The organism is Burkholderia lata (assembly GCF_902499025.1).
GTDB classification, from domain to species: domain Bacteria; phylum Pseudomonadota; class Gammaproteobacteria; order Burkholderiales; family Burkholderiaceae; genus Burkholderia; species Burkholderia lata_C.
In genome coordinates, this window is the sequence record NZ_CABVPW010000006.1 from 167,733 (window position 1) to 181,853 (window position 14,121).

10 protein-coding genes are annotated in these 14,121 nt (G+C 69.3%); 4 read left to right on the top strand and 6 right to left on the bottom strand.

The features are described 5' to 3' along the window. The gene (locus BDI24065_RS08365) at nt 1–2,031 is read left to right on the top strand and encodes an FUSC family protein (protein WP_175030819.1); all 2,031 of its coding nucleotides are present in this window, start codon (nt 1–3) and stop codon (nt 2,029–2,031) included. A 36-nt stretch (nt 2,032–2,067) separates the two neighbouring features. On the opposite strand, the gene BDI24065_RS08370 is transcribed toward BDI24065_RS08365, so the two are convergent. Together BDI24065_RS08370 and BDI24065_RS08375 are read right to left on the bottom strand one after the other, a co-directional pair. Then, nucleotides 2,068–2,988: a bestrophin family protein gene (locus BDI24065_RS08370; RefSeq protein WP_175030820.1), complete on the bottom strand. Its 921-nt coding sequence runs from the start codon at nt 2,986–2,988 to the stop codon at nt 2,068–2,070. A 12-nt stretch (nt 2,989–3,000) separates the two neighbouring features. Beyond that, nucleotides 3,001–5,325: an FdhF/YdeP family oxidoreductase gene (locus tag BDI24065_RS08375; RefSeq protein ID WP_175030821.1), complete on the bottom strand. Its 2,325-nt coding sequence runs from the start codon at nt 5,323–5,325 to the stop codon at nt 3,001–3,003. A gap of 155 nt (nt 5,326–5,480) precedes the next feature. Here BDI24065_RS08375 and BDI24065_RS08380 point away from each other — a divergent pair, with 155 nt between their 5' ends. Then, nucleotides 5,481–6,902, top strand: coding sequence for a PLP-dependent aminotransferase family protein (locus BDI24065_RS08380; RefSeq protein ID WP_175030822.1), 1,422 nt, complete (start codon nt 5,481–5,483; stop codon nt 6,900–6,902). 54 nt (nt 6,903–6,956) lie between these two features. Here BDI24065_RS08380 and BDI24065_RS08385 read toward each other — a convergent pair whose 3' ends face one another. Then, on the bottom strand, nt 6,957–8,207 hold the full coding sequence (locus tag BDI24065_RS08385; protein ID WP_175030823.1) for a mechanosensitive ion channel family protein: 1,251 nt from the start codon (nt 8,205–8,207) through the stop codon (nt 6,957–6,959). Nucleotides 8,208–8,702: 495 nt separating this feature from the next. Here BDI24065_RS08385 and BDI24065_RS08390 point away from each other — a divergent pair, with 495 nt between their 5' ends. Continuing rightward, nucleotides 8,703–10,421 carry a SulP family inorganic anion transporter gene (locus tag BDI24065_RS08390; RefSeq protein ID WP_175030824.1) on the top strand — a complete coding sequence of 573 codons (1,719 nt, stop codon included), beginning with the start codon at nt 8,703–8,705 and terminating at the stop codon, nt 10,419–10,421. A gap of 13 nt (nt 10,422–10,434) precedes the next feature. On the opposite strand, the gene BDI24065_RS08395 is transcribed toward BDI24065_RS08390, so the two are convergent. Next, complete coding sequence (locus BDI24065_RS08395) at nt 10,435–11,310, bottom strand: LysR substrate-binding domain-containing protein (RefSeq protein WP_175030825.1); 876 nt, start codon at nt 11,308–11,310, stop codon at nt 10,435–10,437. A gap of 95 nt (nt 11,311–11,405) precedes the next feature. On the opposite strand from BDI24065_RS08395, the gene BDI24065_RS08400 reads away from it, so the two are divergent. Further along, a complete protein-coding gene (locus BDI24065_RS08400; protein ID WP_175030826.1) occupies nt 11,406–12,005 on the top strand; it encodes a LysE family translocator in 600 nt (199 codons plus the stop codon). Nucleotides 12,006–12,065: 60 nt separating this feature from the next. On the opposite strand, the gene BDI24065_RS08405 is transcribed toward BDI24065_RS08400, so the two are convergent. Together BDI24065_RS08405 and BDI24065_RS08410 are read right to left on the bottom strand one after the other, a co-directional pair. Further along, entirely contained in the window at nt 12,066–13,520 is a 1,455-nt protein-coding gene (locus BDI24065_RS08405) for a DHA2 family efflux MFS transporter permease subunit (RefSeq protein ID WP_175030827.1), read from the bottom strand. Next, a complete protein-coding gene (locus BDI24065_RS08410) occupies nt 13,517–14,080 on the bottom strand; it encodes an isochorismatase family protein (protein ID WP_175030828.1) in 564 nt (187 codons plus the stop codon). Before BDI24065_RS08410 ends, BDI24065_RS08405 begins: the two co-directional genes overlap by 4 nt. Nucleotides 14,081–14,121 lie beyond the last annotated feature (41 nt).

The window sequence follows — 14,121 nt, forward strand, 5'->3', positions numbered from 1 at the left end:
ATGAAATTCGCCTTGCCCCATCTCCCGCCGCTCGCGGCCGTACTTACCGCGCTGCGCGACGCCCGGCCCACGCTGCCGCCCGGCGCCCTCGGCTTCGCGTTGCGCAACACGGCCGCGTCGCTGCTCGCGCTCTACATTGCCTTCCGGATGAACCTCGACGACCCGAAATGGGCCGCGTCGACGGTGTGGATCGTCGCGCAAGGCAGCCGCGGGATGGGCTTGTCGAAGAGCCAGTACCGGATTCTCGGCACCGCGATCGGCGCGGCCGTCGCGCTGGTGCTGACCGGGGCTTTCGCGCAAACCCCCGAGCTGTTCCTGCCTGCGCTCGCCGCGTGGATCGGCCTGTGCGCGGGCGTCGCGACCTTCCTGCGCAATTTCCGCGCGTATGCGGCGGTGCTCGCGGGCTATACGGCGGCGATCATCGCGATGGATGCCGTCTCCGCGCCGCTGCACGCATTCGACATCGCGACCGCGCGCTTCCTGTATGTGGTGGTCGGCATCCTGTGCGGCGCGGCGTTCGAGACGGTGTTCGCGCCGGGTTCGCCGCTGGCCGACGTCCGCACGCGGCTTGCGCGCTATCTCGACCGCGCGGTGGCCGTCGGCGCGGGCGCGCTGCGCCGCGAGCCGAACGGCGCGGCCGTGCACCGGCTGTTCGCGGACGCACTCGAACTCGACACGGCCGCCGAATATGCGGCCGCCGGCGCGCCGCCGGTGCGCGACGCGATCGGCCATTTGCGTGCGGCGGTGCTGGGCGTGCTGTCCGCGCAGGCCGCGGGGCAGGCGTTGCACGAGCACGCGGCGCGCAGCGGCGGCACGCCGGACCCGCTCGTCGCCGATGCCGCGCAGGTGCTTGACGGCGTGGCGGCGGCTGGCGAAGCGGGATCCGAGTTGAGCGCATTGCGGGCGCGCGTGGACGATGCAGTGCGCGCCGAGGCCGCGGACCCGGCCGGTTCGGACCCGTCGCGCCTGCTCACGCTCGACCGGCTGGCGGCGCTGCTTGCCGGGTTCGACGCCGCCTTTGCCGGCAAGGCCCAACTGGACCGGCCGGATCCGCCGGCATCGCGCGTGCGCTATGCGTTCCACCGCGATCCGGTGCTCGCGTGGCACAACGGGATTCGTGCGTTCGTCGCGGTGCTGGTCGCCTCGGCGCTCTGGATCGTCACCGCATGGCCGTCGGGCGCCGGGTTCGTCGCGATCACGGGCGTGGTCTGCGCGCTGTTCTCGACGCGCCCGAATTCGGTCGGCGCGACCGTCGGCTTCCTGAAAGGGGCGGCGTGCGCGGCGCTCGCGGGCGCGCTCTGCAATTTCGTGCTGCTGCCGGCGGTGTCGGGCTTCGAGATGCTCGCGTACATCCTCGGCGTGTTCTTGATCGGCACGGGCATCGCGATGCGCAATCCGCGCACGGCCGGCATCGGCAGCGGCTTCTCGATCTTCTTCTGGAATTTCACGTCGCCGGACAATACCGCGCGCATCGGCGACGCCGCGTTTCTCAATTCGGCGCTCGCCACGCTGCTCGGCATCGCGTTCGGGGCGCTGGTGTTCGCGCTCGTGTTTCCCGGCGATCCCGGCACGAGCCGGCGGCGCCTGCATCGCGCGGTGCGCGACGACCTGGCGCGCATCGCACGCAATCCGCGGGCATGGCGGGCGAGCGCGTGGCTGAGCCGCACGGCCGACCGTCTCGGGCGTGAGCTTGGTTTCGCGGGGCACCTACCGCCCAGCCTCATCGAACGCGACATGCGCGATTTGCTTGCGGCCTGGACGATCGGCGACAACCTGCTGGCGCTGGCCGAAGTGGCGACGCGCGAGCCGGCGGCGCGGCGTGCGGTCGCGGTGGTGCGGGGACGCGTCGGGCAGGCGGATTTTGCGCGGCTGGAGCGGGCCGGCAACGCGGCGGCCCGTGTGCTGCTGCGGCGCGTGACCGAAGTGGACAGCGACGACGGTCGCGCGCTGCTGCACGGTGCGGTGTTGCTGAGAACGATCGCGGAGACGGCGGCCGCGCACGATGGCTTCCTGCGCGGCCGCCAGGATTGACGGAGGGATCGACGCGCGTGAGCGGCGGCTTGCGCGTCAACTGAGTCGATAAGCCTTGCCGGGCGTCACTTCGGCCGGCAGCGGCTCGCGGTTCAGTTCGAGCAGCGTGCGCTCGATCTGGCGCGTCATTGCATCGAGTGCGAGATGGTTCGGCCCGTCGCCGAACGGCTCGGCGATTGCATGCGCGATCGCGTCGAGCGCGATCAGCGTATAGGCGACGAACACGGTGACGAACGGCGTCGCCGCGCCGATCGAATCGACGAGGCCGAACGGCAGCAGCACGCAGTACGCATAGATGGTCCGGTGCAGCAGCACGTCGTATGAAAACGGAATCGGCGTGGACGCGATCCGTTCGCAGCCGCTCACCATCGACACGAGATCGTCGAGACGCGCGTCGAGCATCCACAGCCGTGTGTCGGAGAGGTGGCCCGCATCGGCGCGTGCGGCGAACGCTTCGCGCAGCTCGTGCGCGATCACGACCGGGCGAAACCGCGAACCGGCGACGCGCGCGTAGGTGGCGCCGTCGAGCAGCCCGCGCAGGTCCGTGGCCGGATCGGTGCCGCGCAATTGATGCTTGAGCGCATAGACGTACGCGACGACTTTCCGCACGAACGCGCGCCGCGACGCGTCGTCACGATCGATCGCACCGTAGCAGAGCGCCTGAGACACCAGCGTGCGCGTGGCGGTCAGCACGCCGCCCCACAGCTGCCGGCCCTCGCGGTAGCGTTCGTAGCTTGCGTTGTTGCGAAACCCCGCGAAGATCGCGAGCGTGAGGCCGATCAGCGTGAACGGCGTCGGGTTCAGCGGCACCTTCTCGCCGAGCACGCGGCCGCCGCCCCATACCGCGACGAGGCTGATCGCGAGCGTCAGCACGAGCTGCGGCAGGATGGTCGGCAGCACCGAGCCGTTCCAGACGAGCAGCATCCGCAGCCAGTGCTCGCGCGGACGAACGATCATCGCTGCGCTCCGTCAGGCGGCGATCGAGGCCGGCGCGGCCGCGCGATGCAGCAGCACCGGAATCGACTTCGACGTCGGCGTGTTGCAGACGTCGCCGACGCTGTCGAGCGGCACGAGCGGGTTGGTTTCCGGGTAGTACGCGCCGATGCAGCCGCGCGGGATGTCGTATTCGACGAGCAGGAAGCCGTCCGCGCGCCGCTCGATGCCGTCGTGCCACACGGTTTCCATGTCGACCCAGTCGCCGGCCTTCAGGCCGAGCATCGCGAGGTCGTCACGGTTGGCGAACACCACGCGGCGCTGGCCGAACACGCCGCGGTAGCGGTCGTCGAGCCCGTAGACGGTCGTGTTGTACTGGTCGTGCGAGCGCGTCGTCATCAGCGTCATCAGGCGCTCGCCGTGCAGCGCGCGGGCGCGCTGGATCGGCGTGTCGGCCGGCAGCGCGTGCGCGATGAAGTTCGCCTTGCCCGTCGGCGTGAGCCATTCGCGGTCGCGCGACGCCACGCGCAGGTGGAAGCCGCCCGGCCGCGCGATGCGCGTGTTGTAGTCGTAGAAGCCGTCGAGCGTCGCCTCGATCGCGTCGCGGATCTTCGCGTAGTCGTCCTTGTACGCGAGCCAGTCGATCTTGCCGCTGCCGTACAGCGCATGGCCCATGTGCGCGACGATCGCGGGCTCCGACATCAGGTTCGGCGACGCCGGCTTGTTCATCCCGTACGACACGTGAACCATGCTCATCGAATCCTCGACCGTCACGCCTTGCGCGACGTTGTCCTGCAGGTCGATCTCGGTGCGGCCGAGCGTCGGCAGGATCAGCGCATCGCGGCCGTGGATCAGGTGGCTGCGGTTCAGCTTGGTCGTGATGTGCACGGAGAGGTCGCAGCGGCGCATGCCTTCCCACGTGCGCGGGGTGTCGGGCGTCGCCATCGCGAAGTTGCCGCCGAGGCCGATCAGCACCTTCACATGGCCTTCGAGCATCCCTTCGATGGTCTCGACGACGTCGTAGCCGTGGTGGCGCGGCGGTTCGAAGTCGAACACGTGGCCGAGCCGGTCGAGGAACGCCTGCGACGGCTTTTCCTCGATGCCGACCGTGCGGTTGCCCTGCACGTTCGAGTGGCCGCGCACCGGGCACAGGCCGGCGCCCGGGCGGCCGATGTTGCCGCGCATCAGCATCAGGTTCGTCAGCATCTGCACGGTCGCGACCGAATGCTTGTGCTGCGTGATGCCCATGCCCCACGTCGCGATCACGCGCTCGCTGCGTGCATAGAGCTGCGCGAGGCTGTCGATCTGTTCGTACGGCACGCCGCTTTCGGCCGTCAGCGCGGACCAGCTTTCGTTGCGCAGGTCGTCGGCGAACGCGTCGAAGCCGGCCGTGTGCTCGCCGATGAATGCGGTGTCGAGCACGCGCGGCGCACCGGCGGCGCGCGCGGCGTCGTCGAGTTCGAGCACGCGCTTCGCCATCCCCTTGATCAGCGCGAAATCGCCGCCGATCGTCGGCTGGATGAACGTCGACGCGATCTTGGTGCCCGACATCGTCAGCATCTCGATGGGGCTTTGCGGGTCGGCGAAGCGTTCGAGGCCGCGTTCCTTCAGCGGGTTGATCGACACGATCGTCGCACCGCGCTTCGCGCACTCGCGCAGCTCGCCCATCATCCGCGGGTGGTTGGTGGCCGGGTTCTGGCCGAAGATCAGCAGCGTGTCCGCGTGTTCGAAATCGTCGAGCGTGACGGTGCCCTTGCCGACGCCGACCGACGCGGGCAGCCCGCGGCTCGTCGCCTCGTGGCACATGTTCGAGCAGTCGGGGAAGTTGTTCGTGCCGTACAGCCGCACGAGCAGCTGGTACAGGAACGCCGCTTCGTTGCTGGCGCGACCGGACGTGTAGAACGCGGCCTGGTTCGGGTCGGGCAGTGCGCGCAGGTGGCGCGCGATCAGCTCGAACGCATCGTCCCACGCGATCGGCACGTAGCGGTCGGTCTGTGCGTCGTACACCATCGGGTCGGTGAGCCGGCCGTGCTGCTCGAGTTCGAAGTCCGACTGTTCAAGCAGCTCGGTGACCGTGTGCGCGGCGAAGAATTCGGGCGTCACGCGCTTGCTCGTCGCTTCGGCGGCCACGGCCTTCACGCCGTTTTCGCAGAATTCGAACGTCGATGCGTGCTGGCGGTCGGGCCACGCGCAACCGGGGCAGTCGAAGCCGTCCGGCTGGTTCTGGCGCAGCAGCGTGCGGTAGTTGCCGCCGGCGACCTTTTCCTTGATCAGGTTGATCGTGACGGCTTTCAGCGCGCCCCAGCCGGCGGCCGGGTGGGTGTACGGTTCGATGCGCGCGGTGGCGGATTTCTTTTTCATGATGCAGCGGGTGTCGGGGTCGATGGCTGCAGAGTACGCGTGGCCCCCGTCCGGCTGTGTGTACACCTGTTCACTTCAAAAAAGAGTACAGTTTCGGCCATTCAGACAGTGCGGATCGCAACTGTGTTGTTGAAGGGAAGTTGAAAGGGAGGCGCGTGAAGCGTTACGAACAACTGGCCGACGATCTCCAGGCGCAGATCGAGCGTGGCGTGTACCGGCCCGGCGAGCGGATTCCGTCGGTGCGGCAGGCGAGCCGGCAGCAGCAGCTCAGCGTCACGACCGTGCTGCGCGCGTACCTCGTGCTGGAAAGCCGCGGCCTGATCGAAAGCCGGCCGCAATCGGGCTATTTCGTCCGCGCGCGCGCGTCGGCGCCGGCCGAGGCCGAACTGCACATGTCGGCGCCGGCCGCCGAGCCGTCGGCCGTGGACGTGAGCCGGCTCGTGCTGTCGACGCTGCGCTCGATCTCGCGCGACGACGCGGTGCCGCTCGGCTCGCCGTATCCCGATGCGTCGCAGTTTCCGGTGCAGCGTCTCGCGCGCTATGCGCAGACGATCGGCCGCCGCCGCACGCGCTGGGGCGTGATCGACGATCTGCCGCCCGGCAACCAGGAGCTGATCCGCCAGATCGCGCGGCGCTATGCGGAGCGCGGGATCGCGGTCGAGCCCGGCGAGATCGTGGTGACGATCGGCGCGACCGAAGCGATCAACCTGTGCCTGCAGGCCGTTGCAAAACCGGGCGACACGATCGCCGTCGAATCGCCGACCTTCTACGCGATGCTGCACGCGATCGAGCGGATGGGCATGCGCGCGCTGGAAGTCGCGACGCACCCGGCCGACGGCATCGATCTCGACGCGCTCGAACGGGTCATGGAACGCGAGCGCATCGCCGCGTGCATGGTGATGCCGAATTACCAGAATCCGCTCGGGTTCGAGATGCCCGACGCGCGCAAGCGCGCGCTCGTCGAACTGCTGGCGAAGCACGGCGTGCCGGCAATCGAGAGCGACGTCTATCACGAGCTGCACTTCGGCGACACGACGCCGAGCGCGCTGAAGTCGTTCGACCGCGACGGGCTCGTGCTGCATTGCGCGTCGTTCACGAAGAGCCTGTCGCCGCGCTACCGGATCGGCTGGGCGATGCCGGGCCGCTACCGCGACCAGGTCGAGAAGCTGAAATTCCTGAACACGCTCGCCACGCCCGCGATCGAGCAGCTCGCGATCGCCGAGTACCTGAAATACGACGGCTACGATTTCCACCTGCGGCGCATGCGCAAGCAGTACGCGCAGCAGGCGAGCCTGATGAGCGCGATGGTGCGGCGCTTCTTCCCGGAAGGCACGCGGCTGTCGCAGCCGCAGGGCGGATACGTGCTGTGGGTCGAGCTGCCGCCGCAGGTCGACGCGATGCAGCTGTATGCGCTGGCGCTCGCTCAAGGGATCACGGTCGGCCCCGGGCATATGTTTTCGGCAAGCAGCGATTACCGGCATTTCATCCGGCTCAACTACAGCTATCCGTGGTCGCGGCAGATCGAGGACGCGCTGAAGGTGCTCGGGCGGCTCGCGTCGGAGTGCGCGGCGCGGTGAGTGCAGGGGGCCGCGCGGCAAGCGGCGGCCGATGACCGGCCGCCACCGCATGCGTTACCCCGCGTGCGGCGCCTGCAGCCCGGCTTGCGCTGCGCCGACCATCTGCCGCATGTCGAAGCCCGACGGGTGCTGATACACGCGCAGCCCGAACTCCGGCAGCACCGCGATCAGGTGATCGAACAGGTCGGACTGGATGGCCTCGTAGTCGACCCACGTCGTCGTGTCGGTGAAGCAGTACAGTTCGAGCGGAATGCCTTCGGCCGTGAGCGGCAGTTGCCGCGCCATGCAGGTCATGTCGCGGCGGATGCGCGGATGGCCCTTCAGGTAGTTCGCGACATACGCGCGGAACGTGCCGAGGTTGGTGAGCTGGCGGCGGTTCGCCGCGCAGTCGCCGGCCGCGCCGAGCGTGCCGTTCCATTGCTCGATCGCGTCGACCTTGTCCTCGAGATAGTCTTTCAGCAGCGTCAGGCGTTCGAGCCGTTCGATCTCGTCGTTGGACAGAAAACGCACGCTCGTCGCGTCGACGAACAGTGCGCGCTTGATGCGGCGCCCGCCCGCTTCGGTCATCCCGCGCCAGTTCTGGTAGCTCTCGGTGATCAGCTTCCACGTGGGCACCGTGATGATCGTGTGATCGAAGTTCGCGACCTTGACGGTGTTCAGCGTGATGTCGATCACGGTGCCGTCCGCGCCGGCCGACGGCATCGTGATCCAGTCGCCGATCCGCAGCATGTCGTTCGACGACAGCTGCACGCCCGCGACGAGGCCGAGCAGCGTGTCCTTGAAGATCAGCATCAGCACCGCGGACATCGCGCCGATGCCGGACAGCAGCAGGCCGATCTGCTTGCCGGTCGCGTCGCCGATCACGACCAGCGCGGCCGTGATGAACATCACGAGCTTGACGAGCTGCATCGCGCCTTTCAGCGACAGGTGCGGCTGGTCGCGCTGATCGCGCTGGTATGTGCGATGCGTGTGTTCGAGCGCCGAAAGCGTTGCGCTGACGGTCATCGTCACGAGGAACACGATCAGCGCGAACAGCACCTTGTCGGTGGCCTGCGCGGCCGTTCCGGGGATGCCGGGCACCGCGCCCAGCCCGAGCTTGACCACGATGAACGGGACGATGCGGTTCAGCCATTTGAATGCACCGAACTCGAACAGCGCGTCGTCGACGCGCGTGGCGGAAAGCCGCGCGAGCCGCGCGACCACGCGGAACAGCAGGAAATGGACGACGGCGGTGATCGCGCCGGCGGCGGCGAGCAGGATGAGGATGCCGACGAGCGGCGCAAACCAGGATTCGTTCAGGGTCATAGGGGCAAACAGGGGCCTTCTCGTGCGTTGAATCGGCGCCGCGGCGCGGCGCGCGCCCGGTGAAGGGCACATGAAAGGGACCGTGATTGTGCCACCGGGTTCCGGGCACGTTGCCGGGAATGCATGATGCGCGGCTCCCGAACCTCCTCACCATTGTGCAGGTCTCCTCTGTAATCGGGTGAGGGCGGGTGGTGAACGCGCGTCACCGCTGGCCGCCGCACACGCGTGTTGCCGGATGCGTTGCACGCCGGCCCGGGATCGGCGCGACGCCGCTCCGGCGGGCCCTCGCGCTTCAATGCGCGTGAACGGCGATCCATGCAATCATGCGGACGTCGCACGCGTTGGTGCGTGTAACGCTCGCCTTCGCGTGCGGCCCGTCAGCCGACGGTGAGCGACACGTGCCACCTTCGCGCACTTGCCATGCGATGCCTGCCCGGGGCACGATGCGCGAACGACTTCTCGAACCGCGTCACCCCATATTCACGCAATTCACGCATGCAAGATTCCAACGAAAGCCGCCCGTCAGGCGTGCGGCTGCTGAAAGGCATCCTCCCGATCCGCCGTGGCGGGGCCATCCGCGACGTATTCGCGGGCATTTCGCTCGCGTCAATGGACATTCCGCAGGTGCTCGGCTATGCGCGCATCGCGGGCATGCCGGCCGTCACGGGCCTCTACACGGTATTCCTGCCGCTCGTCGCGTTCGCATGCTTCGGCGCGTCGCGGCATCTGGTGGTGGCCGCCGATTCCGCGACCGCGACGATTTTCGCGAGCCGGCTGTCGTCGATGGCGCCGGCCGGCAGCGCCGAGTATGTGGCGCTGGCCGGCATGGTCGCGCTGTTGACCGCCGCGATGCTGCTGCTCGCGCGCATCTTCAAGCTCGGTTTTCTCGCCGATTTCCTGTCGCGCACGGTGCTGGTCGGCTTTCTCGCCGGCGTCGGCGTGCAGGTGTCGATCGCGATGCTCGGCGACATGCTCGGGTTGGCCGTGCCGTACCCGGCGTCGCGCAGCCTCGCGCAGCTCGACTACGTCGTCACGCATCTCGTCCACACGAACCGGCCGACGTTCGCGCTCGCCGCGCTCGTCGTCGTTGCGATTCTCGCGTGCAAGCGGTTCCTGCCGCGCGTGCCGATGCCGATGATCGCGGTCGCGGGCAGCATCGCGGCAAGCTACGCATTGGGATTCGCCGCGCACGGCATCGCGGTGCTCGGGCCGGTCGCGGGCGGGCTGCCGCCGCTGCGCTGGCCGTCCGTCACGTGGCAGCAGTTCCTCGATCTCGTGCCGGTCGCGGCGTCGTGCTTCGTGATGATCATTGCGCAGAGCGCGGCCGCCGCGCGCGTGTTCGCGCAGCAGTACGACGAGGAGGTCGACACCAACGCCGACATCCTCGGCCTCGCGGCCGCGAACGCGGCTGCGGCGGTGGGCGGCGCGTTCGTCGTCAACGGCAGCCCGACGCAGACGGCGATGGCCGACGGCGCGGGCGTGCGCAGCCAGATCGGGCACCTCGCGTTCGCGGCCGTGGTGGCGGTGGTCCTGCTGTTCTTCAGCACCTTTCTGCAGTATCTGCCGCATGCGGTGCTGGCCGGCATCGTGTTCACGATCGCGCTCGGGCTGATCAACGTGCGCAGCCTCGCCGCCATCCGCAAGGAAAGCCCCGGCGAGTTCACGCTCGCGCTGGTGACGGCGCTGGCCGTCGTGACGGTCGGCGTCGAGCACGGCATCCTGCTGGCCGTCGCGCTGTCGCTGATGCGGCACGTGCGCCACAGCTACCAGCCGCACACGATGGTGCTCGAACCGGTCGAAGGCAACGGGCGGTGGCAGCCGGTGCCCGCGCGGCGCGGCGCGATGACGGCACCCGGGCTGATCGTCTACCGGTTCGGCTCCGACCTGTTCTTCGCGAACGATCATCTGTTCACCGCCGAAGTGACCGAGCTCGTCGAGGCGGCGCCGGTGCCGACGCGCTGGTTCGTCGTCGATGCGGGCGCGATTACCGACGTCGACTATTCGGCCGCACGCACGCTGACCGATCTCGTCAAGATGCTGCAGGCACGCGGGATCGGTGTGCTGTTCGGGCGAGTCAATCGCTACCTGCGGGCGGACATGGATCGTCACCGGATCACGGAGATCGTCGGCGCGTCGTGCATCTTCCCTACGCTGCACCAGGCGCTGGAGGCCGCCGGCACGACGCCGGCGCCGCAGGAACCGGGCATGGTGTAGCGGGAACCGGCAGCTAGGCTGCTGCCCGCACCCGCGCGAAACCGTTGCGCAGGTGGCGGGCGAGTTCCGTCGCGGCCGGCGTGCGCTGGCCGCGCGGCAGATGCAGGTTGATCGCGAAGTTCGGCAGCGCGGGCAGGCCGCTGTCGACCGGCAGGATGTCGAGGTCGGCCGGCACGGTCGACGCGAGCCAGACGGTCACCGCGAGGTCGGCGCGCACGGTCGCGGCCGTCGCGTCGATGCTGCCGTTCTCGAACACGGTGCGCCACGCGCGATCGCAGCCGCGCAGCGCGTCGAGCACCGTCGGGCGGAATGCGCAGGTCTGCGCGACCATCGATACGGGCAGCGGTGTGTTCCGGTACGCGGTGCCGCCTTTCGCGCCGACCCAGACCAGGCGGTCGACGGCGATGCACTCGCCGCGTGACGGCCCGACCGGCGCCTCGATCAGCGCGACGTCGAGTTCGCCCTGCGCGAGCCCCCGGCGGAGTTCCGGCGACGCCGCGCACACGAGCGAGAGTGCGACCTGCGGATGCGCGTGCGCATAGCCTTTCAGGATCGGGGCGAGACAGGTGCCGACGAGATCCTGCGGCGCGCCGACACGCACGGCGCCTTCGACCCCGCCGGCCGTCAGGTCGGTCAGCAGCGCATCGTGCACGGCGAGCAGCCGGCGTGCCTGCCCGAGCAGCCGCTCGCCGTCCGCCGTGAGCAGCAGGTTACGGTGCTCGCGGACGAACAGCGGGCCGGACAGCGTTTCGAGCCGTGCGACCTGCTGGCTGATCGCGCCTTGCGTCAGGTGCAGCGCGCGGCTGGCCGCCGTCATGCTGCGATGATCGGCGACCGTGACGAAGGCGCGCAGCAGCGCGATGTCGAGATTGCGTACCATGCGACGCATTATGAATGCTAATGCCATGGATAAAAAGCTTTCGCTTTCGTAATGGGAGGATCGCGGGTAAAACGGGGCTTCGACGAAGACGATCGGGAGCTTCCGTGCTGTTCCGCGACTACCTGCCGCTGGTGCTGTTCGTGATCGTGTCCACCGTGACGCCGGGTGGCGCGACGACGCTTGCGACCGCCTCGGGCGCGCATTTCGGCTATCGGCGTTCGCTGCCGCTGATGGTGGGCATCGCGGTCGGCCTGGCGTCGATGGCCGCTGCTGCGGCGGCCGGGCTCGGTGGCGTGCTGCTTGCGCTGCCCGCGTTGCAGCTCGCGATGAAGGCGGCCGGTTCGGCGTACCTCGCGTGGTTGGCCGTGCGTATCGGGCGCGGCGGCAAGCCGCGGCTCGATGCCGCGGTGCATCGGCCGCAGGGGTTCGTCAGCGGCGTCTGGATGCTCTGGCACAACCCGAAAGGCTGGGCGATGACGCTTGGCGCGGCTGCGTCGTTTGCCGCGCTCGCGTCCGGCCCGGCCCGGCTCGGCGTGTTGCTCGGGCTGGCGTTCGGCTTCGCCGCGATGGCGTCGCTGTCGCTCTGGTGTTTCGCCGGGCTGCTGTTCGCGCGGGTATTGCGCACGGAGCGGCAGTGGCGCTGGCTGAATGCCGGGCTCGGCGCGCTGCTCGTGGCGTCGATCGTGCCGATGTGGCTGCCGTAGCGATGCCGCGCGTGCAGCGCAGCGTGACGTAGCGCGGCGCGGCGTCCGCGATCAGCGCGATCAGCGCGAGCCGGCGCGCGCGGCGCCGGCAGGTTTCCCGCCCGCACCGGCCGACCACAATGGCAGTCGCAGCGTCGTGACGAAGCTCGCCGCGTGCAGCACGCAAAGCAGGCCGAACGCCCACGCGTACGCGTTCGCCTGCGTGCCACCGCTTGCCACCGATTCGGCCTGCAGCCGCCACGCGAGGAACAGCGTGCACACCGTCGTGAACGTCGGGCCGCCGAGACGCTGCACGATATTGAGCGAGGTCGTCGCCATCGGCAGGTTGCGGCGCTCGACCGACGCATACGCGGCGGAAATCGACGGCGCACCGATCGCGCTCTGGCCCATCCCGCGCAGAAGCAGCGCCGGCACGAGCAGGTAGGGATCGTAGCCGGTCAGCGCGAGGAACACGAACGGCAGCGTCGCGAACAGCGCGAGCAACGCGCCGGCGGCGGCCAGCCGGCGCACGCCGAACCGGCTCGTCAGCGCGCCCATCGACGGATACGTGACGAGCATGCCGAGCCCCATCGGCGCGAGCAGCCAGCCCATTTCGCCGGGCGTGCGGCCGCACGCCTGGATCAGGAACACCGGAATCAGCATCTGGCCCGCGAACAGCGCACCGTTCGACAGGAACTGCGTCGACGCGGCCGCGCCGAACACCTTGCGGCGAAACAGCGCAAGGTCGATCAGCGCACGGTCGCCCTTGCGCGTTTCGACCCGCAGGAGCGCCACGAGCAACAGCGCCGCCGCGACGATCGCCGCGATGCCGAGCGCTTCGTTGATCCGCTCGATGCCGTACAGGAACAGCACGAGCCCCGGCGACAGCAGCGCGAGCCCGACCCAGTCGAGTTCGCGCGGCTGCGTGTCGTCGCGGTCGCCGGGCAGGAACCGCACGGCCAGCGCGAGCGCCAGCACGCCGACGGGCAGGTTCACGAGAAACAGCCAGCGCCACGACGCGTGCTGCAGGATCGCGCCGGCGACGACCGGGCCGAGGATCGGCGCGACCAGCACCGGCACGGCCGCGTAGCCGATCACGCGCGCCATCTGCTGGCCGGCGACACGCGCGATCATCATCTGCGCCATCGGCGCGAGCAGCCCGCCGCTCACGCCTTGCAGCACGCGGAATGCGATCAGCGAGGGCGCGGACCACGCGAGCCCGCACAGCGCCGACGTGAGCGTGAACGCCGAGAAGCACCACAGGTACAGCGCCTTCGCGCCGATCCGGTCGACGAGCCAGCCGTTCAGCGGCAGCACCAGCGTGAGCGCGAGCAGGTAGCCGCTCGTGACCCACTGGATCGTTGCGAGGCTCGCGTGCAGGTCGGTCGCGAGGCTCGACAGCGACACGTTGACGATCGTCGCGTCGAGTTGCGACAGCAGCGAGCCGAGCACCGCGACCGCGCTGACCTTCCAGATCGACGGATCGGGCCGGCCGGCCGCGCGGTTCTGCACCGGCCGGGCGTGTTGGTCGCTCACGCGCCGCGCCGGTCGAGCAGCGCGACGATGTCCTGCGTCGTGCCCGTTTCGCCGAGGCGCGGGAACAGGCGCTCGACGCTGTTCACATGTGCATCCGCGTTGAGGTCGGTCATTGCGTCGACGGCGAGCGTGACGTTGTAGCCGAGTTCGTGCGCCTGCCGTGCGGTCGATTCGACGCCGATGCTCGTCGCGATGCCGGTCAGCACGATCTGCGTGACGCCGGCCGCCTTCAGGTGCGCGTCGAGGTCGGTGCCGGTGAAGGCACCCCAGGTCTTTTTCGTCACGAAGTGGTCGCCCGGCTGCCGGTTCAGTTCGGGCACGAGGTCGGCCCAGTCGGCGGGAAGGGCGTCCAGGCGCACCTGCTGCTGCGTGCGGCCCGGTGCGCCGCCCGCGACGTTGACGAGCACGACCGGCAGGCCGCGGCTGCGGAATGCGTCGAGCAGCGTGCGGGTGTGTGCGATCACCGGTTCGACCGGATGCGCGGTGGGGAGGGCGATGATGCCTTTCTGCAGGTCGATGACGACGAGTGCGGTGTGCGTGTCGAGACGGGTTGCGCTCATGATGTGGGACTCCGTGAAAGGGACGAAGAAGGCCGTGCGCG